The organism is Paenibacillus sp. TC-CSREp1, from assembly GCF_050171015.1.
Taxonomy (GTDB): Bacteria; Bacillota; Bacilli; order Paenibacillales; family Paenibacillaceae; genus Paenibacillus; species Paenibacillus silvae.
Window position 1 is genome coordinate 360,658 of sequence record NZ_JBNOKM010000003.1, and the last position, 24,657, is coordinate 385,314.

General features: G+C 46.3%; 21 protein-coding genes. 15 read left to right on the forward strand and 6 right to left on the reverse strand.

The features are described from left to right. Window positions 1–181 precede the first annotated feature (181 nt). Window positions 182–2,665, forward strand: coding sequence for an EAL domain-containing protein (locus ACQSGY_RS06455; protein ID WP_427051157.1), 2,484 nt, complete (start codon window positions 182–184; stop codon window positions 2,663–2,665). A 95-nt stretch (window positions 2,666–2,760) separates the two neighbouring features. Here ACQSGY_RS06455 and ACQSGY_RS06460 read toward each other — a convergent pair whose 3' ends face one another. Next, the gene (locus ACQSGY_RS06460; protein WP_145403048.1) at window positions 2,761–4,197 is read right to left on the reverse strand and encodes a SpoVR family protein; all 1,437 of its coding nucleotides are present in this window, start codon (window positions 4,195–4,197) and stop codon (window positions 2,761–2,763) included. Further along, complete coding sequence (yhbH, locus tag ACQSGY_RS06465) at window positions 4,194–5,360, reverse strand: sporulation protein YhbH (protein ID WP_145403047.1); 1,167 nt, start codon at window positions 5,358–5,360, stop codon at window positions 4,194–4,196. The genes ACQSGY_RS06460 and yhbH overlap by 4 nt, the downstream gene beginning before the upstream one ends. A 258-nt stretch (window positions 5,361–5,618) precedes the next feature. Between yhbH and ACQSGY_RS06470 the strand changes: the two genes are divergently transcribed. The 9 genes from ACQSGY_RS06470 to ACQSGY_RS06510 all read left to right on the forward strand — a co-directional run bounded on the left by ACQSGY_RS06470 (window position 5,619) and on the right by ACQSGY_RS06510 (window position 15,531). Next, window positions 5,619–6,959, forward strand: coding sequence for an MFS transporter (locus ACQSGY_RS06470; protein ID WP_427051158.1), 1,341 nt, complete (start codon window positions 5,619–5,621; stop codon window positions 6,957–6,959). A gap of 303 nt (window positions 6,960–7,262) precedes the next feature. After that, the gene (locus tag ACQSGY_RS06475; RefSeq protein WP_427051159.1) at window positions 7,263–8,534 is read left to right on the forward strand and encodes a sulfotransferase family protein; all 1,272 of its coding nucleotides are present in this window, start codon (window positions 7,263–7,265) and stop codon (window positions 8,532–8,534) included. Further along, entirely contained in the window at window positions 8,531–10,462 is a 1,932-nt protein-coding gene (locus ACQSGY_RS06480; RefSeq protein ID WP_427051160.1) for an asparagine synthase-related protein, read from the forward strand. Before ACQSGY_RS06475 ends, ACQSGY_RS06480 begins: the two co-directional genes overlap by 4 nt. A gap of 50 nt (window positions 10,463–10,512) precedes the next feature. Continuing rightward, window positions 10,513–10,653: a paeninodin family lasso peptide gene (locus ACQSGY_RS06485; RefSeq protein ID WP_216519526.1), complete on the forward strand. Its 141-nt coding sequence runs from the start codon at window positions 10,513–10,515 to the stop codon at window positions 10,651–10,653. 138 nt (window positions 10,654–10,791) lie between these two features. Next, the gene (locus tag ACQSGY_RS06490; RefSeq protein WP_427051161.1) at window positions 10,792–11,733 is read left to right on the forward strand and encodes an aldolase; all 942 of its coding nucleotides are present in this window, start codon (window positions 10,792–10,794) and stop codon (window positions 11,731–11,733) included. Continuing rightward, a complete protein-coding gene (locus ACQSGY_RS06495; RefSeq protein WP_427051162.1) occupies window positions 11,730–12,035 on the forward strand; it encodes a lasso peptide biosynthesis PqqD family chaperone in 306 nt (101 codons plus the stop codon). The genes ACQSGY_RS06490 and ACQSGY_RS06495 overlap by 4 nt, the downstream gene beginning before the upstream one ends. A 4-nt stretch (window positions 12,036–12,039) precedes the next feature. Beyond that, complete coding sequence (locus tag ACQSGY_RS06500; RefSeq protein ID WP_427051164.1) at window positions 12,040–12,522, forward strand: lasso peptide biosynthesis B2 protein; 483 nt, start codon at window positions 12,040–12,042, stop codon at window positions 12,520–12,522. Continuing rightward, window positions 12,512–13,708, forward strand: coding sequence for a nucleotidyltransferase domain-containing protein (locus tag ACQSGY_RS06505; RefSeq protein ID WP_427051165.1), 1,197 nt, complete (start codon window positions 12,512–12,514; stop codon window positions 13,706–13,708). Before ACQSGY_RS06500 ends, ACQSGY_RS06505 begins: the two co-directional genes overlap by 11 nt. Further along, window positions 13,705–15,531: an ABC transporter ATP-binding protein gene (locus ACQSGY_RS06510; protein ID WP_427051166.1), complete on the forward strand. Its 1,827-nt coding sequence runs from the start codon at window positions 13,705–13,707 to the stop codon at window positions 15,529–15,531. Before ACQSGY_RS06505 ends, ACQSGY_RS06510 begins: the two co-directional genes overlap by 4 nt. Before the next feature lie 137 nt (window positions 15,532–15,668). Here ACQSGY_RS06510 and cysC read toward each other — a convergent pair whose 3' ends face one another. Beyond that, on the reverse strand, window positions 15,669–16,307 hold the full coding sequence (gene cysC / locus ACQSGY_RS06515; protein WP_427051168.1) for an adenylyl-sulfate kinase: 639 nt from the start codon (window positions 16,305–16,307) through the stop codon (window positions 15,669–15,671). Window positions 16,308–16,454: 147 nt separating this feature from the next. Between cysC and ACQSGY_RS06520 the strand changes: the two genes are divergently transcribed. Together ACQSGY_RS06520 and pdaA are read left to right on the forward strand one after the other, a co-directional pair. Further along, the gene (locus ACQSGY_RS06520; protein WP_216519548.1) at window positions 16,455–16,862 is read left to right on the forward strand and encodes a hypothetical protein; all 408 of its coding nucleotides are present in this window, start codon (window positions 16,455–16,457) and stop codon (window positions 16,860–16,862) included. A 100-nt stretch (window positions 16,863–16,962) separates the two neighbouring features. Then, the gene (gene pdaA / locus ACQSGY_RS06525) at window positions 16,963–17,742 is read left to right on the forward strand and encodes a delta-lactam-biosynthetic de-N-acetylase (protein WP_184179458.1); all 780 of its coding nucleotides are present in this window, start codon (window positions 16,963–16,965) and stop codon (window positions 17,740–17,742) included. A 140-nt stretch (window positions 17,743–17,882) separates the two neighbouring features. Here the strand turns inward: pdaA and ACQSGY_RS06530 are convergent, their stop codons facing one another. Together ACQSGY_RS06530 and ACQSGY_RS06535 are read right to left on the reverse strand one after the other, a co-directional pair. Further along, on the reverse strand, window positions 17,883–18,731 hold the full coding sequence (locus tag ACQSGY_RS06530) for a DegV family protein (protein WP_427051169.1): 849 nt from the start codon (window positions 18,729–18,731) through the stop codon (window positions 17,883–17,885). A 129-nt stretch (window positions 18,732–18,860) separates the two neighbouring features. Further along, window positions 18,861–19,340, reverse strand: coding sequence for a hypothetical protein (locus ACQSGY_RS06535; RefSeq protein WP_427051170.1), 480 nt, complete (start codon window positions 19,338–19,340; stop codon window positions 18,861–18,863). Between the two features lie 322 nt (window positions 19,341–19,662). Here ACQSGY_RS06535 and ACQSGY_RS06540 point away from each other — a divergent pair, with 322 nt between their 5' ends. Continuing rightward, the gene (locus ACQSGY_RS06540; protein WP_216519554.1) at window positions 19,663–20,055 is read left to right on the forward strand and encodes a DUF423 domain-containing protein; all 393 of its coding nucleotides are present in this window, start codon (window positions 19,663–19,665) and stop codon (window positions 20,053–20,055) included. Between the two features lie 134 nt (window positions 20,056–20,189). On the opposite strand, the gene ACQSGY_RS06545 is transcribed toward ACQSGY_RS06540, so the two are convergent. Beyond that, a complete protein-coding gene (locus ACQSGY_RS06545) occupies window positions 20,190–20,738 on the reverse strand; it encodes a hypothetical protein (protein ID WP_427051172.1) in 549 nt (182 codons plus the stop codon). A 503-nt stretch (window positions 20,739–21,241) separates the two neighbouring features. Between ACQSGY_RS06545 and ACQSGY_RS06550 the strand changes: the two genes are divergently transcribed. Both ACQSGY_RS06550 and ACQSGY_RS06555 read left to right on the forward strand, forming a co-directional pair. Then, window positions 21,242–23,707: a hypothetical protein gene (locus tag ACQSGY_RS06550; RefSeq protein WP_427051173.1), complete on the forward strand. Its 2,466-nt coding sequence runs from the start codon at window positions 21,242–21,244 to the stop codon at window positions 23,705–23,707. Further along, window positions 23,704–24,444, forward strand: a complete 741-nt coding sequence (locus ACQSGY_RS06555) for a hypothetical protein (protein ID WP_427051174.1) — start codon at window positions 23,704–23,706, stop codon at window positions 24,442–24,444. The genes ACQSGY_RS06550 and ACQSGY_RS06555 overlap by 4 nt, the downstream gene beginning before the upstream one ends. Window positions 24,445–24,657: the final 213 nt, after the last annotated feature.

Sequence of the window (24,657 nt, forward strand, 5' to 3'; positions counted from 1 at the left end):
CGTTTAGACTATAGACATTCAACATAAGCGGGTTTCAGATGTATGCCATCGGTTTAAACTAAGTCGCTGGTCGCAAAGTCAAATGATGCGGAGGGAGTGCCTGTCATCCGGACAGCGCACTCGCTTCTTTTTTACATTTAACATACATATGAGGTATTGCCCGGCTGAAAGGACAGAGTGAGTGGAGCACATACATGGCACGTACAATCTACAACTTGTTATTTTATCCTATATCATTGCTTCGTTAGCCTCTTATGCAGCACTTGATCTTGCAGGCCGTGTATCCATGACGAGCGGAAGGGCGCGTCACTGGTGGATTGCTTGCGGTGCCATCTCTATGGGACTGGGCATCTGGTCCATGCATTTTGTGGGCATGCTTGCGTTTGTGCTGCCTATGCACGTTTCGTATTCGACGGATAAAGTTATTTTATCCGTGCTGCTTGCTATTGCTGCATCGGGAGTCGCGCTGGATTTTGCTGGACGGAAGTCTAATAAAATAAGCAGGCTGGTGATTGCAGGACTGCTTATGACCACTGGCATCACTTCTATGCATTATGTGGGGATGGCAGCGATGTCTACACCAGTGACGTACAAACCGATCCTTGTAGCTTTATCGGTTGTCATTGCAGCTGTAGCTTCCTTTGCGGCCCTATGGCTCATGTTTTATTTTAACCGCCGCGATTCAAAGCATGACTGGATCTACAAAATTGGCAGCGGACTCATCATGGGTGTGGGCATTACAGGCATGCATTATACCGGGATGGCAGCAGCTCATTTTCATCAAAGTAGTGTAATTCCTGATACGTTGACCCGACAGATTGAGTCGGAGGTACTTGCATATTTGATTGCTGCGGGCACCATTATTGCGATCGGGCTTACGTTGTTCGGAAACTTTATCAATCAACGGATGTCCCAGAAGGATCAGCGTATTCGTGAGAACGAGCAGTGGTATCAGGCGCTGTACCATAATCATTCAGATGCCATCATTTCGGTGGACAGAGAAGGCATCATTAAAGGGATGAATGCAGCGGTAAGCACAATCACAGGCTACTCTGAGAGAAAGGTGATTAATCGCCCGGTTCATCAGATTGTAGAGCAAATTGAGATAGAGTGTACGAGTAGTGATAACATGTACGCATGGGATAGTCGGGATAAGGAACAGAAGCATTATACGGCAAAAATGAGAAATGCACAAAATGAACTGCTCGACCTGAGTATCGCAGTCATTCCAGTCATTATTGATGATTCCCATGTGGGCAGCCACATTCTGATTAAAGATATTACGGAGGAAACGCAGGCTCAGGAAAACATTCGTCATCAGGCTCTGCATGATCCACTTACAGGGCTTCCTAATCGGCGTAAATTGGACGAGGTACTGGCTAAGACGATTAACGTTTTGGGAAAAAAGCAAGCCAGATTCGCTGTTATGGTGATGGATATTGACCGCTTCAAGATGATTAACGATTCTCTGGGTCATTCCATCGGAGACGTGTTTCTCAAAGAAGTTAGCGACCGGATTGTAAGCACTATCGAAGCATCTCATCCTCAGGCGATGTCCAATGTTACGCTGGCCCGTATGGGCGGGGATGAATTTACGATGGTGGTTACAGGAGAGCAGGCGAACGAGCAAGAAATTATTAGGCTTGCCGAAGAAGTCGTTAAATCGATCCAGCAGCCGTATCGTTTGAAGGAAAATGATTTTTATGTTACTGCAAGCATCGGGATTGCGATGTATCCTGAGCACGGGGCAGGAACGGATGCGCTGATTAAACATGCCGACTCCGCGATGTATGAAGTGAAGAAAAATGGCAAGAACGGTTATCAGTTCTACACAGCCCAGCTTGACTCGGAACTGTATGAGCGGATTGAGCTGGAAGGTTATCTTCGGAAAGCGCTGGAGCGAAACGAAATGTTACTGTACTATCAGCCCCAGATTCGAACTCACGACAGCCGCATGATTGGAGTCGAGGCTTTGATTCGCTGGCAGCATCCAATGAAAGGGCTGCTTGCACCGAATGTATTTATCCCGCTCGCCGAGGAGACGGGGCTGATCTATGATATTGGTAACTGGACGCTGAGGGAAGCCTGCAGACAGATGAAGCTGTGGCATTCCAGCGGTGGGCCGCTCATACCGGTATCTGTGAACTTGTCCAGTCAGCAGTTTCACCAGTCGAACCTGGTGGAGCAGGTCAAAAATGCATTGATCGAGACGGGGCTGGAGGCCCAGTATCTGGAGCTGGAAATTACGGAGAGCATGATGATGGATGCTACCGTATCAACGGCGATTCTCAATGAGCTTACTACCCTCGGTGTGAAGATCAGTCTGGATGATTTCGGTACGGGGTACAGCTCCCTGAGTTATCTGAAGCATTTTCCGATTCACAAGCTCAAGATTGATCGCTCCTTTGTGACCGACATTACGGAAAGCCATAGCGATCAGGCCATCGTGGCTACGATTATCTCCATGGCTCAGAACCTCAAGATGGAGGTCATTGCTGAGGGGATTGAGACCAAAGGACAGCTGGACATCCTGATGCAAAATGATTGCAGAGAAATTCAGGGATATTACTTCAGTCGCCCGTTACCGGCAAGCGAAGTAGAGCACAGTTTCTTTGTACCGCTTCGCATGCTCGGAAATAGCAATGAGGCACTTCATTCTTTATAACATCGAAAGCGGCAAGTTCCCGACCTGTATCGGGGACTTGCCGCTTTTTCAGTTACCGTGAATATCAGTGCTGATGAAAGCTTCAACATCAGTACTCATAAAAACTTGCGATGGTGCTTTTTGCCGTCGTAGGTGAACCAGATTGGTTTTTCCTCCACACGGGTCTCGACATGCACCGTGCGCCCCCAGAGGCGATACAGATACGGAAGTGTACGTTCCATGTATTTCAGGTCCAGCTCAATGCCCTCATACTGGTGTTTCAGCACCAGCTCGCCAGTACGCAGGTAGTCTGCGTCTTGTACGACCAGATACGGCGAACCGCCGTTAATGCGGGAAAATACAAGCTGGTCGCGGATGTTCTCCCAGGATTTGTCGGTGATCTTCCAGTCCGGGCCTTTTTTCTCGAACACGTAGAGATCCAGGTCTTCCGTTAACTTCTTGGTCATGTAGTTGCGGATAAAGGAGGTGTCCGAGTCGAACTCGCGTACTTCGAACATTTTTGCCCGGCCTTGACCCGGCTGTCGGCCCCAACGTTCCTGCTCTTCGCGTGTGGGATGATCCCAGCGGCGTTCGATGTCCTCGAAGATTTTCAGTCCCAGATAATATGGATTCAGGCTCTGCTTGGATGGCTGCACGACAGAAGAATTCAGCTTGGCAAATTCGATCGTATCCTCACTGCTCAGGTCGAGCTCGCGTATAATACGCTGATGCCAGTAAGAAGCCCAGCCCTCGTTCATGATTTTGGTTTCCATCTGCGGCCAGAAGTAGAGCATTTCTTCGCGCATCATACTCATAATGTCCCGCTGCCAATCGGTGAGCACCTCGGAGAACTCCTGAATAAACCACATAATATCCTTCTCCGGCTCCGGCGGGAAATGATGCACCTGCACACTGTCAGCCGGTTTTTCTTCAACCTGCAGCTGGTCGAGTGACCACAGATCGTCATATTGACCTTCCGGTTTGGGTGTTTTCTCCCCACGCTGCTCACGGATTTTCATCTCCATGTAGCGCTGTTTATCCAGGTGTCGCGGTTTGATGAGCTGCGGGTCTACATGCTCCTGAATGGCGAGAACGGCGTCGATGAAGGATTCCACAGCCTCTGTACCATATTCCATCTCATAGTTGCTGATGCGGTCTGCCGTGGCGGCCATGCTTTCCACCATATTGCGGTTGGACTTGGAGAAGCGGGCATTGTTTTTGAAAAAGTCGCAGTGAGCCAGCACGTGGGCTACAATCAGCTTGTTCTGGATCAAGGAGTTGCCATCGAGCAGAAAGGCGTAACAAGGGTTGGAGTTGATCACGAGCTCATAAATTTTGCTAAGACCAAAATCGTACTGCATCTTCATCTTGTGAAAGGTTTTGCCAAAGCTCCAATGGCTGAACCTCGTTGGCATGCCGTACGCACCAAAGGTATAGATGATATCCGACGGGCAGATCTCGTAGCGCATCGGGTAATAGTCGAGGCCGAATCCATCGGCAATCTCCATAATTTCGGCAATGGCGTATTCCAGTTCGCGGATTTCATCGGTCATCCCAGGCTGCCTCCTTCTCTTTTTTGAAAAAAGCTGCGCAACGCTTTGTACACTTCACCTTTTTCCTTGATGACGTAATACATAAATTGATCGATCTTGATATGGCGATAAGCGGACATCAGTGTGCTGCTGCGGTTGTACTGGTTCACCTCACCGTACCCGAACATGTTGCTGCGCTTCATCAGCTCTCCGATCAGCTTCACGCACCGTTCATTATCCGAGGTCAGATTATCACCATCCGAGAAATGGAACGGGTAGATGTTATAGCTGGAAGGCGGATAACGCTTATCGATAATATCCAGTGCCTTCATATATACAGAGGAGCAGATCGTGCCGCCGCTCTCGCCGCGAGTGAAAAATTCCTCTTCGGTCACTTCCTTGGCTTCGGTATGGTGAGCCAGAAACACGATCTCGACTTTCTCGTACTGACGACGCAGGAAACGGGTCATCCAGAAGAAAAAGCTGCGGGCGCAATATTTTTCAAATGACCCCATCGACCCTGATGTATCCATCATGGCAATAATGACCGCATTGGACTGAGGGATAATTTTGTCTTCCCATGTTTTGTAACGAAGATCGTCCGGACTGATATGGTGGATGCCCGGATTGCCCGTGGTTGCGTTGCGGCGCAGGTTCTCCAGTATCGTACGTTTCTTGTCGATGTTGGACTGCATGCCTTTTTTGCGAATATCATTGAAAACGACGGTATGTGTCTCGATCAGATCTTTATCTTTCTGTTTCAGGTCCGGCAGCTCCAGCTCGGCAAACAGAATGTCTTCCAATTCTTCGATGCTGACCTCGGCCTCGACAATGTCATGGCCAGGCTGATCGCCGGCTTTTTCGCCCTTGCCAGGCTTTTGGGATGCAGGGTCACGACCAATGACATCGCCAACCTGGCTGTCCCCGTCGCCTTGACCGACATGTTTTTGCTTCTGGTAGTTATACACAAAACGGTACTCATCCAGACTTCGGATTGGTACCTTGATGATTTGTTGTCCATCGGACATGATAATATTTTCCTCAGTAATCAGATCAGGCAGATTCTGCTTAATGACATCTTTCACCTTTTGCTGATGGCGCTGCTGGTCCTGGTACCCTTTGCGGTGAAGCGACCAATCTTCCCGGGATACGACGAACGAGTAAGGCTGGTGTGAATTTGACATGTAGGCACCCCCCATTGATTACGCGGCACAGTTTGGCCTGTCGGTAATTAAGTATATTCACGGGCGGGGACGATATGTGATGCGGACGCAACTAAAATGAATGAAATATGCCGGAATCGCCTTACGATACGCTGATCAACGGTACATGCCGGAAATTTTACAAAAATCATGATCCAATGTGATGTCTTTCCTTTACAATAGAGGAAATAGACTGATTCTGAGCATCGAATTCTGATGCGTGTAAAGGAAGGATTATGTGTGGATAAACGTGCGGTAAAAGCCTGGGTTATGTATGACTGGGCCAATTCGGCTTATGCAACAACGGTACTGGCAGCAGTGCTGCCTGTATTCTATGCTTCTGTCGCAGCGGCGACAGTGGATAAGGATACCGCAGCTTCCTACCTTGCTTATACACATTCGATCGGAATGCTGTGTGTGGCCCTGTTAACGCCTTTATTGGGAACGCTGGCTGATCTGTCTGGACGAAAAGGCAACTTTCTGCGTGTCTTTACGATCACTGGAGTTATCGCCACATTAGGTTTCAGTGTAATCGGAGAAGGGGATTGGCTGCTTGCCTCTGTACTTCTGGTGTTATCCACGATTGGTTTCGCCGGGGGCAATACGTTTTATGATGCCATGCTGCCCGATCTTGTCCCGGCAGAACGAAGGGATATGGTGTCTTCCAAAGGGTATGCCTATGGTTATATTGGCGGTGGGCTGCTGCTTGCCATTAATCTGCTGATGATTCAGCAGCCGGGCTGGTTCGGGTTGCCGGATACACTCGCTGGCACAAGAATTGCATTTGTTTCGGTTGCGTTATGGTGGCTGCTGTTTTCCGTCCCCATCTTCCGTCATGCACCTAGACGACCAGCATCTCCCGAGCTGCCTGCATCGTGGACGGGATATGCCAAGGTGGGCGTACGGCGCTTACGTCAAACCTTTGGTCAGATTCGGCGTTTTCCGCAGCTGCTTCGCATGCTGGTCGCATTCTGGTTTTTCAATGATGGCATTAACACCATTATTCTCATGGCAACGATCTATGGCACAAGCATTGGCATAGGGACAAGTGATCTGATGCTGGCGCTGCTGCTTACACAGTTCATCGGTTTTCCGTGTACACTGCTGCTTGGTGCATGGGCGCAGCGGTGGGGAGCGAAGCGGGTGTTGATTGTAAGTTTAAGCGTATATATCTGTATTGTCATTCTGGGGTATTTTATGACCCAAGCGCTGCATTTCTATATTCTTGCCGGGCTCGTAGGGGTGGTGCAGGGGATAAGTCAATCGACCGCTCGTTCTCTGTTTAGCAACCTGATGCCGGCTGGTCGCACGGGAGAGTATTTCGGCTTTGTTAATGTTACAGGCAAATTTGCTTCAATCTTTGGTCCGTTTGTATTCGGTTATGTTGGACAGATTACAGGCTCCACGCGCTGGGGCATTCTGTCACTGATTTTCTTTTTTGCGGCAGGCATTGTCATGCTGTTGATGGTGAATGTGCAAAGAGGGATACGGGACGCCGGGTTAGCTGATCAGGAGGAGCAGGAACGCATCCGAGGCATGAATATAGCGGGGAAAGCGACAGGTGTACCATTTACTCATTAAATGCCGTCCGGCTTGTGCACTGAAGTTTTATCAAGGCTCCAGACACTGTTCCTGACAGAACAGAGGTCCGGGGCTTTTTGGCATGCACACATAAGCAGCATTAAATGAAGAACCAGTGAAGTGAAGAAATTATGAAAAGGTGAAAATAAAAGATTGACATGATACATATTGTATCATAGAGTAATGGTATGAATACATACTGTATCTGAGAGTGTCGAAACGGCCTGTCAATGAGAAACATAATTACCCGGTCGATCCAAGTCCACATCGCATATTTATTAATATACAGAGGAGAGGCTGCCATTGATAGATACGCAAGGAAACGGACTTGTCTTTTTGTTATGTGTTCCCCGAAGCGGCAGTTCGTTATCTACAGTGATGCTGCAAAATCACAGCCGTATATTTGCCACGCAGGAGATGTGGTTCCTGATGAATCTTGTTGATTTATCCAGGGCTGACGCTCGCGCATACGGTGGAAGTTCCATTGTTCGTCAATTTTATCAAGCGATGGTGTCCGAAGAACATTACGAAAAGGCATGCAGAAGCTTTGCTCTTGAAATATATAATGGGTTCCTGGAAGGGAGCGGAGCAGACTTCATCGTTGATAAATCTCCGCGGTATTATTATATGCTGGAATGGCTCGACCGACTGTTCCCGCAATCCAGACGTATCCATCTGCAGCGCAACCCCCTTTCTATAGCGGCATCCTTCAAAAAAGTAAACCGCCATATCGGCGAAGGCTTTAATCTGACGGAGAGTCTTCACAGCTCAAAGCTTAATATGAGGGCTATTGATCTTACGCTTGGATTAGCTCGTTTGGATGCGTACTTTAGCGAGCCCCATCCCTTAGCTTATGCATTGAAGTATGAGCAGTTGGTGATGAAACCGCAGGAAGAGCTTGAGAAGTTATGTGCTTTTCTCGGTATTTCTTATGAACAGGGCATAGAACGGTACGGACAGTTTGTGAACAGTACCAAAGCCGACATGTTTTATAGTATGGGGGTGGGAGATCCTTTCCTTTCAACCCATGAGGAAGCACATCAGGGTTCTGTTAACAACTGGAAAAATATACTCGATCGGCAAGAAATTGAATTGTACTGCCGTGTACTGGGTGCGAATCTGTTTCACCGGATGGGATATAGTGAGCAGCTGGTGGAAGCGGAACAATGGACAGGAGTACGGGTGGCGGCTGAGCCCGATCATGAAATTATGGAGCGGCTTCACCAGCAGCTGGCCGCAGCAACGGGGTGCAGCTGGGAGCCGGACTACCGCATGAAGGCACCGAGCAATGGTGACATCGTGAAAGTGGACTCGGTTCAAAGCGACGCAGGGGCTGAGCCTTCTGTGAAGCCGGACCCGACACTTGAGGCGATGGTTACGATTAGACAGCTTCAGGCGGCACTTAGGGCAGCAGATCAACGCCTGGAGCATGGCTATACCGAACAGCAGCGTTTGAGGAAGCAGCTTGCCTCTGCTCATTATAAATTGCAGCGAATTAAATCATGGATACCATTTGGTCATCAGATCAGCGCGTGGGCATCCCAGCGTAAGATGGTTCGGGGAGGAAAGTCATGAGTGCCATAGCGGGAATTGTACATATGCATGGTCAACAGGCGCTATGGGAGGATAGCTGGCGGTTATATGCCAGCCTTGGACATATCCCGGCAGATACGACGGGGGTATGGAAGGGGGATGAAGCCTTTCTCAGCTGTCATGCCCAGTGGATCACACCCGAGTCCATCTACGAGAGATTACCTCTGTATGACGAAGAGAGCAGATTGACGATTACCGCTGATGCCATTCTGGATAACCGTGAACAGCTGGCAGAGCAGCTGCGGATTCCAAGATCAGCACTCAGCGCTATGGCCGACAGTGAGTTGATACTGCTGGCATATCAGCGCTGGGGAGAAGAGGTAGCTTCATATTTGCTGGGCGACTTTGTGTTTGCAATCTGGGATGAACGCCGCCGCACACTGTTTGCCGCGAGAGATATTACGGGCATGAGAACCTTATATTACCGTCTTGATGGTCCGCGGTTTGCATTCTGTACGTTGATGAAACCCCTGCTTGAACTTGAAGGGGTCCAGAAGTCACTTGATGAAATCTGGTTATCTGATTTTCTGGCGATACCTGACATGCTTGACACGGCAAATATTCATGCAACGGTGTATCGTGGAATGAAACAACTGCCCTCAGCGCATACACTCACGTTTCGAAGCGGCAAGGTCGAAATGAAGCAATATCATCGCTGGGATAACGTGGAGCCGCTCAGGCTCAAATCAGATGATGAATATATAGAGGCTTTTCGTGATGTATTTAGCCAGGCTGTCGGAGCACGTTTGCGAACACATAGACAGGTCGCTGCCGCTTTAAGTGGTGGATTGGACTCAGGGTCCGTCGTTGGATTTGCATCTGGCACCCTTCGAAGCCAAGGAAAGCAACTACATGCTTACAGCTATGTGCCTGTTCCGGATTTCACTGATTATACGTCGAAAACATTACTGGCAGATGAGCGCCCTTTCATTCAGTCTACGGTTAGTCATGTAGGCAATATCTCGGAAAACTATCTCGATTTCGAAGGTCGGAGTCCGCTCAGCGAAGTGGATACGTGGCTGAATATGCTGGAGATGCCTTATAAATACTTTGAAAATTCATTTTGGATACGCGGATTCTATGAAAAAGCGAGTGAACAGGACGCAGGTGTTCTATTAACAGGAGCACGCGGTAATTTCACCATCTCATGGGGGCCTGCACTGGACTATTATGCCAGCTTGCTGAAAAGCGGCCGTTACTTCCGCTGGTTCCGCGAGATGCAGCAGTACAGCGGACGGACAGGTATGGCGTTATCACGCATTGCCAGAATTACAGGCCGGAAGGCTTTCCCACAATGGTTCCAATCGAAAAATAAAGGTACAGCTCCAGCGTTAGGAGCACCATTGATACATCCGGACTTTGCCGCAAAAACGGGTGTGCTGGACCGACTCGGCTCCATCATCGTACAACAGGGTGGTGCACAGGCTGATGCGCTTAAAGTAAGGGCCGACAAGTTCAATAATCTGGCGATTGCAAATAAAAATGGAACTGTGGCTACCAAATGCTCTCTTAGGTACAGAGCATGGGAGCGTGACCCGACGAGTGATCCGAGAGTCATTCGATTCTGTCTCTCTGTACCCATTGAGCAGTATGTGCGTCAAGGGACCGATCGCTCCTTGATCCGCCGCGCTGCATCACCGGAATTGCCGGATAAGGTGAGACTCAATCAGCGTGTAAGGGGAGTACAGCCTGCGGATTGGCTGCATCGCATCCTGCCTGATTGGGAGGCTTTTACTTCCGAACTTAGGACATTATGTTCTGACAGCCAGGTTGCAGGCATATTAAACACGGATCGGATTAGCACAGCTCTGTCTAACCTACCGAGTCCGAGGCCTGAGCTGGCATCTCATCCAGACTTGAGGTTAATGATGCATAGCCTCATTGTATACCGGTTTATTCAGAAGTTCTGATTCATAGTAAAGAGCGCGTGGCCCAATGCTCATGAAAGGAGGTGAATACGATGCAAAACGAAAAAAAGGAATGGCAAGCTCCGGTACTTGAAGTATTGGACGTTAATAAAACGATGGCAGGTACTGGCTACAGACAAATTGACTGGATTACGGAACATGATGCTGACTTATACGATCCAACAACGTCTTAATTTTGTTTTCCCTTAGTAAAACCATACTTATAGGGCGGAATTGCAGCCAGTCAAGCTTTTTCGCCTCCGCCCTAATATTGAGCATATGAATATCAGGGCTTTTTCTTATATTTTTACACGAAGGAGGCATCCTTATTGTTGCCTGTGCATTATGAAGCTTACGGGTTAATCTGGTCGAGCCAGATACTTATGCCCGAATTGCAGCTTGCAGCACCAGAAGCAGGAACGGAAAGGCAAGTTGATGTGCATATGGAGACCCGTGATCTGACGGACTTATGGACGAAATGGGATGTCGGGAGCGACAACTTTGTGGCGCGGGACGGTTGTCTTTTTTTCAGAATCGAAGATACAGGTTTGTTTTTTATGGAGCAGGGCAAACGAATTATGGTATCACCTGTACCGGGTGCGGATGAGAAAAAAGTTCGGTTATTTCTCCTTGGGACATGTATGGCTGTTATTATGATGCAGCGCGGCATTCTTCCACTTCATGGAAGCGCTGTTGTTGTGGATGGATGGGCGTACGCATTTGTCGGGCATTCGGGTGCAGGAAAATCGACTTTATCCGCTGCACTTGCTTCACGCGGTTACCCGCTTCTCACGGATGATGTCGTTGCGTTGACTTGGGATGCTGGTGGAAGGGCGATCGTGTCCCCGGGATATCCGCAGCAGAAGTTATGGCAGCCCAGTCTGGATGGCTTTGGCATGAATAAGCAAAACTATGCAACCGTGCATGCCGAAATCACGAAGTACGCTATACCGGTACAGCATTATTTTTACGAGAGACCCGTCCCGCTTGCAGCAATATTTGAGCTTGTACCACAGCCGGATCATGAACCGGGGCCCGTACAGCTGGAGCAGGTTATTGGTCTGGAACGCCTTCATTTGTTATGCACGCATACGTTTCGCGGGGGACTGATCGCACGTCAGGGCTTGGCTCAATGGCTGTTTGAAACAGCTTCAAGACTGTCGGCCAGTGTCGAGGTTAACAGATTAAGCAGGACAGGTTCACATTTTACGGCATTCGAGATGGTAGAACGAATCATTACTCATATACGCAAAGGGGTGCATGCAGAATTATGACAGCCAGCACAAAAATCAATGCGAATGACCGGGTCACTCGCAAAGAGGGCAATCTGGTCAGTGATATGGGCGGGGAGAAGGTCATGATGAGCATCGCTTCCGGCAAATATTACAATCTGGGAAGCACAGGTGGACGGATTTGGGAACTGATTGCCGAAGAGCAAACACTGGAGCAATTGATTCAGGCACTCGCGGCAGAGTATGATATTGAGCCTGATCGATGCGGTGAGCAGGTTGTCTCTTTTTTGGAGCATCTGCTGCGTGAAGATTTAATCGACGTTACCGTATCCAGCGGAGTATGATGAGATGTTTCGTAAAATAAAAGCCTTTTTCAAGCTCTCCGGTTCGATGCGACGTTTGGTGTGGGAAGCTTATGTTCTTCTTGCCTGGGCACGGATACAGAAAGCGAAGCCGTTCGCTAAAATTGCTCCTGGGCTTGGCGCTCCGATGTTCGAAACGCCGATGACCGGGTTGAACCGAGACCAGATCGCTATGATAAAGAACATATCAAAGGCAGTTATCATTGCCGCCAAATATACGTTATGGGAAAGCCGCTGCCTCGTCATGGCTGTAGCCGCAATGAAGATGCTGGAACGACGTCATATTGAAAGCACGCTGTATATGGGGACAGCACGGAACGAACAGGGACAGCTGAAGGCTCACGCCTGGCTGCGGAGCGGAAAACTGATCGTGACTGGAGCAGACACGATGGACCAATACACGGTAGTTGGCGTATTTGGCAAACGATGTCCTGAGAAGGGAGCAGGGGAGATTGTCTATGACACATGAAAGCGAGCAGTATGCAGCAGAGTTCCCGAAGGAGCTCAGACTGATCTTGAGCATGCTTAGAGGGGATATGACAGCTCTGACTTCCGAGGAGATTGAGAGCCGACTGCATGGTGTGGATTGGTCACTTTTTTTACGCCTTGTCTATCATCATCGACTGTATTCTGTAATGTATCTCTATTTGAAAAAGGAGACAGCGCTGCCCGTTCCTCAGGCGGTGATGGAAAGCTTGAAACAACAATATACGATGAATACGTTCCGTATGCTGCAGTTAACGGCCGAGATGGAGCAGGTTTGCGGAGCTTTTCGTGAGCATGGCATTCGAAACATTACGCTGAAAGGTCCCGCAATGGCTCATGATCTGTATGGAGATGTGTCCATGCGAACCTCCAAAGACCTGGATATTTTAATTCCCGTTCAGGATGTGGAGGCTGCCGGAAGAATACTTCAGGGACTTGGATACCAGTGCAAAGAGGGGGAACGAGCTCTGACGGTTCGCAGCTGGAAGTGGCGTGAGCATCATATCTGTTATATTCATCCGGTCAAGCGAACACAGATCGAGATTCACTGGCGGCTCAATCCGGACTCCGGCCGGGAAAGCGAATTTGAATTGTTGTGGCAGCGAAGCCGGTTCAGTACGTATACCCAGACACCTGTACGCATGCTGGAAGCGGAGGATTTATGGGTGTATCTGATTACCCATGGTGCAAGGCATGGCTGGTTCAGGCTGCGCTGGCTGCTCGATATCGACCAGATGATTCGTACGATGCCACTGGATATGAAGAAGATCGAGCGGCGCTTGAAAGCAGAAGCACGTTTGTCCATCGGTTCGCAGACATTACATCTCGTTTCGAATCTGCTGCATACCCCGCTGAATGATGCATATAGATCCATCATGTCGATGAATGCGCGTGCTGGAAAACGTTTGGCTAGAGAAGGTGTGCTGTTTATGAAGGATATGCTGGACAGTCCGGCAGATTTAAACCAGTATAATTCTTATTTATTTGCCCTGCGCAGCACCAGGCAGAAATGGTTTTTCTTTATTGAGCGATTATATCCAAGCACATGGGATGTGCACCAGCTGCCGCTTCCGCGTTCACTGTACTTTTTATATTTCCCGTTACGCCCGGTTCTCTGGTTCTGGCGGCGCTTGAAAAGAAGCACGGTGACAGAGAGGGGTAAAGTATGAAGTCTGAATTACGTTATTTTATGCGAAAACTTCACCACGTTACGGGGCCTGTATTATATTGGAATCTGCTAGGTATGGTCTGCATTGGTTTAATGGAGGGCATCGGCATTTATATGCTGGTTCCAATGCTGAGTTTGATCGGCATTTTTGATATGGGCACTTCCGGAATACACATTCCTTGGTTAACCGACTTTCTCCATCAATTCTCGCAGCATTATCAATTAATCATAGTATTGTTTACCTTTGTACTGATCGTGTCAGGACAGGCGTGGATGCAGCGCCTTCAGACGATTCGCAATGCCCGCATTCAGCAGCAATTTATACGAACGCTGCGTATGGAAACCTACAGCGCCATCCTGATGGCGAAATGGTCCTTTTTTCTCCAAAAACGAAAATCCGATTTTAACCATATATTAACGACCGAGCTTGCACGTGTCAGCCAGGGGACGAGTATTATGCTGCAGATGGCCGCTTCGCTTGTTTTTACTGCAATTCAGATTGGGCTGGCCTTCTGGTTATCTGCCAGGTTAACCGCACTTGTGCTTGTCTGCGGTCTCGTTTTATTTTTCCTGCTCAGAACGTTTGTGAAACGTGCGAAAAGCATTGGAGATCAAACAACGGAATTGTCACAAGTGTATTATAACGGGATCACCGAGCATTTTAATGGAATTAAAGACATCAAGAGCAACATGCTTGAGCATTCACATATCCACTGGTTTGATCGGATGTGTAGACGAATTGAGCGCAATGTCGTGCAGTTCAGTCAGCTTAATACGGGTACACAACTGATTCACCGGGTGTCTGCGGCGTTAATTATCGCGGCGTTTATTTATTTATCCCTACGTGTGATGTCAGTGCCTCCAGCCAGCTTGTTATTGATAATTTTGATTTTTTCACGATTATGGCCGAGATTTACAGCTATTCAGTCCAATCTGGAGTACATAAGCTCCATGCTGCCTGCATTTCGAATCGTGAGAGAACTGCAGGTACAAACCGGGAAAAGTCGTGAAATCAGTGACAGTATAGTTGCAGCCCCACAATCTACTGCATCGGCTCATTCTATCGTTCCCATGGATCTCAAGGACTCCATTATCTGCCAGGATGTATATTACCGTTACGAAGGAAATGATAACTATTCATTGTCGAATGTATATGCAGCCATTCCAGCCAAAGGAATGACAGCGATTGTTGGTAAATCGGGGGCAGGCAAGAGCACATTAATCGACCTGATTATGGGGCTAATGCGGCCTGAGAGCGGGAACATCCTGATTGACGGGAAATCTTTGACCGAGGAACGGCTGCTTAGCTGGCGCAGTTCCATTGGTTATGTATCCCAGGACCCTTTTTTGTTTCATACGAGCATTCGTGAAAATTTACGTCTGGTCGATCCTGACGCGAGTGAAGAGCAGATGTGGCGAGCCCTTCAGTTTTCTGCTTCTGCCTCGTTTGTTCGCAAGCTCCCCCAGGGGCTGGATACAATCATAGGGGATCGCGGAATCCGTCTGTCAGGCGGTGAGCGTCAGCGTCTGGTGCTTGCCCGCACGATGCTCCGTAATCCTTCCGTGCTGGTTCTGGATGAAGCCACAAGTGCGCTGGACAGTGAAAATGAACAGTATATCCATGAAGCGCTTGAGCAATTAAAAGGGCATGTTACCATTATCGTTATTGCCCATCGCTTATCCACTATTCGTACAGCAGACCGCGTAATCGTTCTGGAGGAAGGACGTGTGATTCAGGAAGGCGGTTATCAGCAATTATCCGCAGACCCGGTGGGCACATTCAGCAGATTGCTGAATATGCAGGCTGGTGCTGCCGGGCAGTAAAAGAAATGTGTATGAGAGGGATTAAATGATCTTGTTCTCGAATGAGCAACGTTAGAGTGTATGAGTAAAGGCGTACCGTTCGCGGTACGCCTTTGGCACATCGTATTCTTTCTTGATATTAGAGTTTGAATTGGAAATTAACCGGTCAGGACCGAGCCAGGCTTCAAAGGCAGATGCAATGCTCCGATCTGCTGCAGATGCTGAATGATGTCCTGAACCGCTTCTTCAATGGTGCATTGTTCTGTATCTATGATGAGGGAAGGGGATTGCGGAACATCATAAGGGGCAGAGATGCCTGTAAAATGAGCAATTTCACCTCTGCGTGCTTTTTTGTAAAGCCCTTTGGGGTCACGTCGCTCACATTCTTCTATGGAACAACGTACATAGATTTCAATGAAATCCTCTGGTTCAAACATGTTGCGAACCATGGCCCGATCCGAATCATGTGGAGAGATAAAGGCGGAGAGCACAAGTAATCCTGCATCAACCATCAGCTTGCACACTTCTCCGATACGTCTCAGGTTTTCCTGACGATCTGCTGCAGTAAAGCCAAGGTCCTTGTTCAGTCCATGCCTGACATTATCTCCGTCCAGTACATAATTGCGGACTCCCTGCTCGTGTAGGTACCTCTCCAGTGCAAAAGCAATGGAGGACTTGCCCGAACCGGATAAACCTGTAAACCACAATGTACGGCTGTGATGCCCGTTATTATTCTCGCGATCCTGCCGGCTCAGGCTTGAAGCTTGCCAGGTAATGTTGCGATCTTCGTTCGACATGTTATCCCGCCCTTTACACCTGTGATTTGTATAATATTTTAACATATTTACTAGATTATAGACTATGAATGTTTTCTGCAAAATAAGCGTGAAGGGTCTGTATATCGGGTATAGATGTTATACATATAGAGCAGGAGGCCAATATTTATGCGTGAACACATTCAAAACATACAAGTAGGTTTCAAATGCCCTGATTGCGGGCATGACGTGAGCACGCATTTTCTACAGGAACAAGTAAGCACCGTTCGCTGCGAGGGCTGCAATCGAGCGTATACGCTATTGAAGCCGACGATTGGAGATGAGATTTTGCTGGATTGGGAGCAGGAGGCGTTGTATCACAAGCTGCGGGCGGAGCGCTCGGAAAAGGACAACCATAACATGTCGGCACTTATTATCAAAGTCATTGAGTTGCTTACCTGGCGCGATCAGGGTGATGGTCAGACCCGCGCTATTCAAACGGTGAAGGAGTGGCTGGCTGCCAGCGGCAAGCCGCAGACTTTGCTTGAACTGTTTCATCAACCTACATCCATTAAACGTGAAAATAAACGGTTGTAGCCTTAATGTTACATAATATAGATGCTCCTGCGGCATATTACCTGAAGGTGTTTGTATAGCTATATATCAAACCGAATATTCAGGAACAGGAGCGGATAACATGAAGCGAATCGTTCGCTATCTGCTGCTCGGCTTGTTAACTGTTAGCATGCTGGCATCATATGCAGAGGCATCACCCATTAACGGAGCGTATCACTTTGGTTTTAAGAAAAGTCAGAACGGTCAGCTGCCTTCGATTGATCAGGAAGGGTTCAAATCCATACTGGAACATAATCATGCCATTTTTCTGGGGGATACCAAACAAAAAGAATTATATCTGACGTTTGATAACGGCTACGAAAATGGCTTTACCCCTGCCATATTGGATGTGCTGCGAGCCAAGAAGGTACCGGCGGCTTTTTTTGTCACAGGTCATTATCTCAAGGATCAGCCCGAGTTAGTGAAGCGAATGGCGGCTGAAGGCCATATCGTGGGCAACCATTCCTGGAGTCATCCTGATATGACTCGAATCTCCAATGGTCAGATTAAAGAGGAACTGGAGAAAGTAAAATCCGAAATAGAGCGGCTCACAGGGCAGAAGGACACCTTTTTACGTCCACCTCGTGGTATCTTTAACAACCGTACGCTTGCCGAGAGTTATGCGCAAGGATATATAAATGTGTTCTGGTCTGTAGCTTATAAAGACTGGGATACGAATGTTCAGCGGGGAGCACAGTATGCTCACCAGCAGGTGCTGAAGCAGCTTCATCCAGGGGCAGTGATTTTGCTGCATTCGGTGTCCAAGGACAATACCGAGGCACTTGGCTCCATTATTGATGAGGCACGGAAGCAGGGATATGCATTCAAAAGTCTGAATGATTTGAAAACAAAAACGTATTAATGTTGTCGGGTGAATTGGACGAGAATAAAGAACAAGGGCATGCCAGCGATTATGCTGAGCATGTCCTTTTTAGGTTATGCTTATTCAAGTGCCCCAACAGGCATCCATAGCAATTGAATAATTTCGAATATGAAGTTGTTCTAAAATGTTGTGTTATAAATGATACCGATTGTCTTGGGACCACAGTGACTGCAAATAACGCAGCCAGCTGTTGTTAACTCTACACGTGCACCCGTTTGTTCCTGAAGCGTTTGTTGCAATGCGATGGCATCTTCCTCCGCCATAGTGTGAACAACAATCAATAAATCTCGATCAATTCGCTCCTTGTCACTGAGTGTATTTTGTAACATTTGCTCAAGCGCCTTTTCCCGTTTGCCACGCACTTTGTAGGCCGGGGTCATTTTACCATCGGTTACGCGAATGACAGGGCGAATTTTAAGCAGGCTTCCAATCAGGTTTTGCATACCGGAGCAGCGTCCGCCTTTGTATAAATACTCGAGTGTATCGATTACAAATTCGGTGCGCACAGTTGGTTTCATCGCTTCGATCAGTTCAGTAATCTGTGCCAGATTCTGTCCTTGCTCCGCCGCATGAGCAGCTTTCATCACCATCAGGCCGATGCCTGAGGAGAGGTTTAGTGAATCGACGACAGAGATACGAGCCTCCGGAAATTCGGAACTGGCGATCAGGGCATTTTGATATGTGGATGAAAGTTCGGAAGATAAGGAAATATAGAGAATATCATCGCCTTGTTCTATGTAAGGTTGAAATGCTGCCATAAAATCTGCGGGTGAGGGAGCAGCAGTTTTAGGCAGAGCACCGTCACGGTTTACACGTTCATATAATTTCTCTGGTTTGATCTCGGCTCCATCCTTCAGTGATTCCTCGCCAAATACGACATACAGAGGAATGATCCCGATATCATATTGCTGCACCCACTGGGGTGTCAAATCACTCGTGCTGTCCGCGAAAATTTTAATTCGTGCCATGTCAATCTCCTTTATCAATCCATATTTTTCTGCGAGTTATAAATGATCATAATTTTAGGTTGTGACCATTGCAGATCCTGCACGGCCGCTGAGTTTAATTATAAAGAAGCTGCTCTTTCATGCAAAGCATTACATCATGTATATGCCTCCGAGCAGTAGCCCTGCGAATAACAGAATGAGCAGGCCATTCAAAATGGTGCCGATGATAGCAAATACTTTTCTGCGATTTTTGAGCACCAATCCAATAACGCCCAGAATGATGCCGGACAGGTTAAGAATCAAACAGATCAGGAAGGCTAATGACGCCAAAACGATGGCTGGATGAAAGGCAAGCTCTTCCCGACTTATGGATGAATCGAGAAGTTCCATCGAGCCGTACAATGCAAGAGAAGCTAGCACAAAGGTGATGATGTGCCCGATGAGTCCAACCAGACCCACAATGAAACTGGCTATGCCCGGACCTGAATGCTTGAGCCGTGCCGGAGGATGTGCTCCTGAATCAGATGAAAGCATGTAATCGGTGTTACTGGAGCTATAGGGATCTGAATAGCCTGATTGGGAGGAGGAATTATTATTCCAGCCTGAATTTTGAGAGTTATGGTCATCCATGAGTAAGGACTCCTTTTTACAGATCATATAGTGTAAACAGCTTTACTTAACTTATAATTTAAACAGAATAATGAATACGTATTACCCCGTTTGCAGTGGAATGATTCGCATCTGCTCTGAATACGGCATTCCTTTCTACTTTTCCACAATTATCGAGAAAAAGCAAGGTTTCATATATGAGGTTTGTAATAAAATTCGTTGGGAATATTCATACGTAAAGTCTTGGAATCATGAGATGAAACATTTCAAGCTGGCTGGTAATGCGATCATGAATTAGCTACAATAATATGAAGTCAGAAATGAATCTAGGGAGAGAATGAATATGCAGCGAAAATGGATGATGGTTGGAGCGATTTTAACGATGCTGTCTGTAGGTATTGGTGCATTTGGTGCACATATGCTCAAAGACAAAATCGGGGCGAGTGCAATCGCTACATATGAAACCGGAGTGCAGTACCATATGATTCATGCTCTGGGTCTGCTTATTATTGGATTGACGGCAGGACAACTTGGAGAATCCCTGAAGCTGAAATGGGCGGCGCGTTTGCTGTTTGCCGGTATTATCATTTTTTCGGGCAGTCTGTATGTGCTGAGCATCTCGGGTATTAAAATTTTGGGGGCAATCACACCCATTGGCGGAGTAGCTTTTATCATTGGTTGGCTGCTTTTCGCAATAGATGTTTGGCAGCGAGGTCAGAGAAGGTCAGCGAACTAAAGTCATGCTATCGATGAAATGTCATGTTACAAAAATGAGATTATAATAAAAGCAACCTGCGATCGAATGTTTTGCATTCCAGCTCAGGTTGCTTTTTGTGTTTTTTTCAATTAGCAGCGTTATTTCATTCAAAGTTACAGCAAAAACTCATCAATTTCGTTTGTGCGGAAAGTATAGACCTGTTTTTCATCCACATGGTAGATGCTTACCACATTATTATCCCGATCAAAATTAAGAATACGACAAGGAATGCTCTGATGTTTACCGTTTTTGTTGTTCACTACAATTCGAGTGAGGCGATTTTCTTTAATCAAGGATTGAATCCAGGCTTCGAACGAATTGGTGTCAGCCACATGAGATGAGTCGGAAGCAGGAACAGAATTAGCCTTATCCGACTTGTTGGAGGTCTGCTGTCCATCGGGTACTTGTGGTTGTTGTTCTTGTTGTTGTTGCAAATCCATCTGAATGGGCTCAGTGGCGCTTGTTTTGTTTTGCTGAAGCATCGCTTCAATAATGTTACCTAGTTCTATTCCGGAATGAATCCGAAAGTCCGCAATTTGTTCCTGTTTGTTGATGAACTCCATAAGGGACTGCAGTGCCAGTGCATTTGATCGGCTTTTGATAAGTATATCGACGTTAAATAAAAAGCCGATGTCATCTTGATTGGATACGGTTTGTTTCATTCATCCCAGCCCCGTTAAATAGTGTGTCAGCACAAACGTGCTCCAATATACTATAGCATTAATGTGCTGGAAATCATAGTACTAGAGACTTATGAAACAGGTATGAAACTAGTGTGAATCTCTTCTATGTTGTGCGAATAGTCTTCTTTTTTCAGCCCGGAATCATCCCTTTTGCAGGCTTCACAAACCATTTACGCAGCTATAATTTAGTAAAGCAGGTCAGGAAGCAACAGGGGGAATAAATAATGAGCACTTCATATCACAATCGTTTGAGATACGTATTCAAGGTTACATCTTCTCGCATTCGAAAAGCGGATTTTCATCTTAAACTTACCTATCATGAGGCTTTGATGAACGGAGAAATGGCGGCAATCGGCAATCATCAGGTGTTTCGATTTATTGATCATTTACGTATGAACAAGAAAATGGAGGAGCGCTGGGTTGAGATTGCACAAGAAATTCAGCACGTAAAGGCTTCAAAGACAACGATAACGAACAAACGAATGATTAAAAAGCTGCATGAAGCTCAAAATGAACTTAAATTTGTTCCGGATTACGTACTGGTGATCATCGAAAATAATAAAGAATATGATCGTTTAAATTCTTCCAATGGATTCTATGTGAATGGTTTAAAATATAAGCGTTTGCTGGCTACAACCGGTGGAGCCAAAAGTTCAACGGTTATCTATGTTAGTGAGGATATTCATAGTCAATTAGAACGCAGATTAAATAATGGCAGAAATCCAGAAATGGAGTTGATTCCTGCCAAATTAGAAGCTTATAAGGCTCTTGCCTGCAGCACCAGTACTCCGGTTTCTCATCCCGAGCGTGTGCTTGTTATACCGGACTGCATTACCGAGTTTTGTGCTGATATTATCGAAATTGATGATTCCAAGACAAAATATCCCAGGGTGGAAAAGAAAAAAGGACATCCCATTCAATTGAATATGAGTGACGGCTTCGGACTGATCTCCCCCAAACTTAGTCGGTTATGGGCACAAGAGCTTGGACATAAGTATATCCCCAGTGGTTTTTGCATCCGTAACAGCTTTTGCAAGGGGATGGTATTTACATTCGATTACCATGAATTCGCAGAACGAATTGCAGGACAATATATGGTTAAAGACGCTTGGGGCGAACTTGTAGATATCCGTGAAGTGGATTTAATTCTGACAACGTCTATGCTCAAGCTCTGGAAGGCATATAGTAACATAAATGATTATTTATTATGTTGTGCTTATCATGGGTATACCTTCAGCGTAACCAAAGTGACACCTGAACAATTAGAGGATGAACGACATCTGAACTACCAGTTCATTCAGTCTCTGCCGCTCAGCGATGACGAAATTGATGAACTAATCTCTCCTACGGTGAGTACGATTAAAGATGTGTTAGGTGGGGATTATCGTAAAGCTCTTTTATTTCTCAAAGGCATTCATATTCAAGAGAAGGACTATCTGCACAGTCCTGATGATTATGTAAAAGGTCTGATGCTTGAATCCGGCTTAATCGATGATCCATATGTAAAACATAAAATACATGCTCTCATTCGAAAGCGGATAAATGAAGCCAAAATTGGAGTTTTACGTGTTCGAGGTAATTTTAGTATTATTTCCGGTGATCCATATACGTTGTGTCAGAGCATGTTCGGACTACCTTTAACAGGGTTATTACAAGCTGGACAGTTCTATTCAAAGTATTGGAATAAAAAGCAGGTTCGTCAGGCAGCTTGCTTCAGAGCTCCGATGACATGCCATAACAATATCAAAGTACTTCGGTTCTCCAATACCCCAGAGATGCGATATTGGTATCGCTATATGAAAACCGTTACCATATTGAATTCATGGGATACCACGACACATTCGCTTAATGGTGCTGATATGGATAGTGATCAGATCCTGACTACAGATAACGCTACCATTTTGGGTGCGATCCAGGAGTTAGACGCCATTGTTTGTGTACAAAAAACAACTGCCAAAAAAATTCCGGACGAGAACGATCTTATACAAGCGAACAAGGACAGTTTTGGAGATCTGATCGGGTTCACGACTAACAAGATTACCGCTATGTTTGATGTGTTGGCTAATTTTAAAAAGGATACTGCTGAATATGATGAGATCATGTACAGAATACAATGTGGTCAACATTTTCAACAGAATGCCATCGATCAGGCCAAAGGCATTGAATGCAAAAGAATGCCTAAGCATTGGTATGATCTGCGGGCTGCTTTGGGCAATGAAACCGATCTAAAGCTAGTTGCTGACAAGAAGCCGTATTTCTTCATCTACAATGATCCTGAACAAAAGAAGCAATATGATGCGTATATAGATAAAACTCAGCAGAAATGTTTGCAGCTTTTCGGAATGACCATGCAGGAGCTTAATAGTTTGCAGGAGCATTCTGTTGAAGCCACACAGTTTCTGCAACAATATCAACAGAGAATGCCGGTATCCAAGGCACCATCCGTAATGAATCGATTGTGTCAGCAAGTAGAGAAGAAGCTGGATGAAATAAAATTGAAACAGACTCAACAACCTTTTGATTACAATCTACTCAAGACATCCAAGAGCTATTCAAAAACAAGGTACAAAGAAGTGCAGCAGTTATACCAGCAGCATAATGAGGAACTTCGAACTTATATGATTCAATTGCGCAAGAGCAGGGCCAACAAGGAAGATCGATCTGCTCGCTGGCAAGTATTTATTTCACGCTTCAGGGAGCAGGCTTTGGAAATCTGCAACAATGAAGAGGATCTTTGTAATATGATCGTAGACATGTGTTATCACAGCGGCGATAAGTCCAAACAATTTGTATGGGATGTATCGGGTGAGCAGATCATTCGAAATCTATTACATCGTCATAACCATGTCATACATTATCCGGTTGTGTCAGATACAGCAGGAGAATTCGAATATGCAGGCAAGCCTTTTAAAATGACCCATGCTGATGTAAGAGGGGTCACCTCATGAAAATGATTTTGAATGAACGAAAGCATGCAGAGGAAGCTCTGGCCTATGGCAAAATGGATAAGAAGCCAACCAGAACTCTGGTGTGCATAGCAAAGCTGGGGCTTGAACAGGGTCAAAGCATCGATGAAGTGCATAATGTGTTACATCAGTTTATGTCGAAATATTATCTGAATTACAACGCTGTACATTGGGATTCATTTTTTCATCGTGTTATCCATCAAGCAGCATGTTATTTCAAAACTAGAGAAAAAGCGGGAAAGTCGAGACTGATTGAAATTGATGACATATCTATAACCTATACGGAGTTACTTCGTATCAAAGAACTTCGAAGTAAGCGGCTGGAGAAGTTAGCTTTTGTATTGTTGGTTTACAGTAAAATCAATAACCGTATCCACGAAAGCAATGTTTACTGGGTCAATAATGTTTGGAGTGAGATATACAGTGATACAGGAATGGCGGTTAGTAAGCGGGATCAAGGATTACTGGTACACAAGCTTATTCAATCAGGGCTACTGAAAGAAAGCAAACGAGTCGATTCAACAAATGTTCAGGTATTATTTGCTCAAGAAGAAGATGATGTTGCAATAAAATTAATATGTTTTGATGATTTTATTTTAGAATATTTGCGTTGGACAGGGGAGAGGATAAAAAATTGTACTATTTGCGGCAAACGTTTAATCGCAAAGTCCAATCGCCAGAAATATTGTAAGGAATGTAGAAATATACAAAGATCCTAGGACTTGTCTTGAAAACTACTGAGGTGCATCTTTTACCGCCTTCAGAGTTTTCAGACACACCCTGATTTTCTTTTTTTCTGTACATTAGAAAACAGTGATTTTACTAGATGCACCATAGGATTGAGCGGTTGATTAAAAATCTCTTTAATGATAGTACATAGAACACAAGTAGCTGATAGGGGAGATGCTTCGTGTGGTTTCGTGGTAACTATC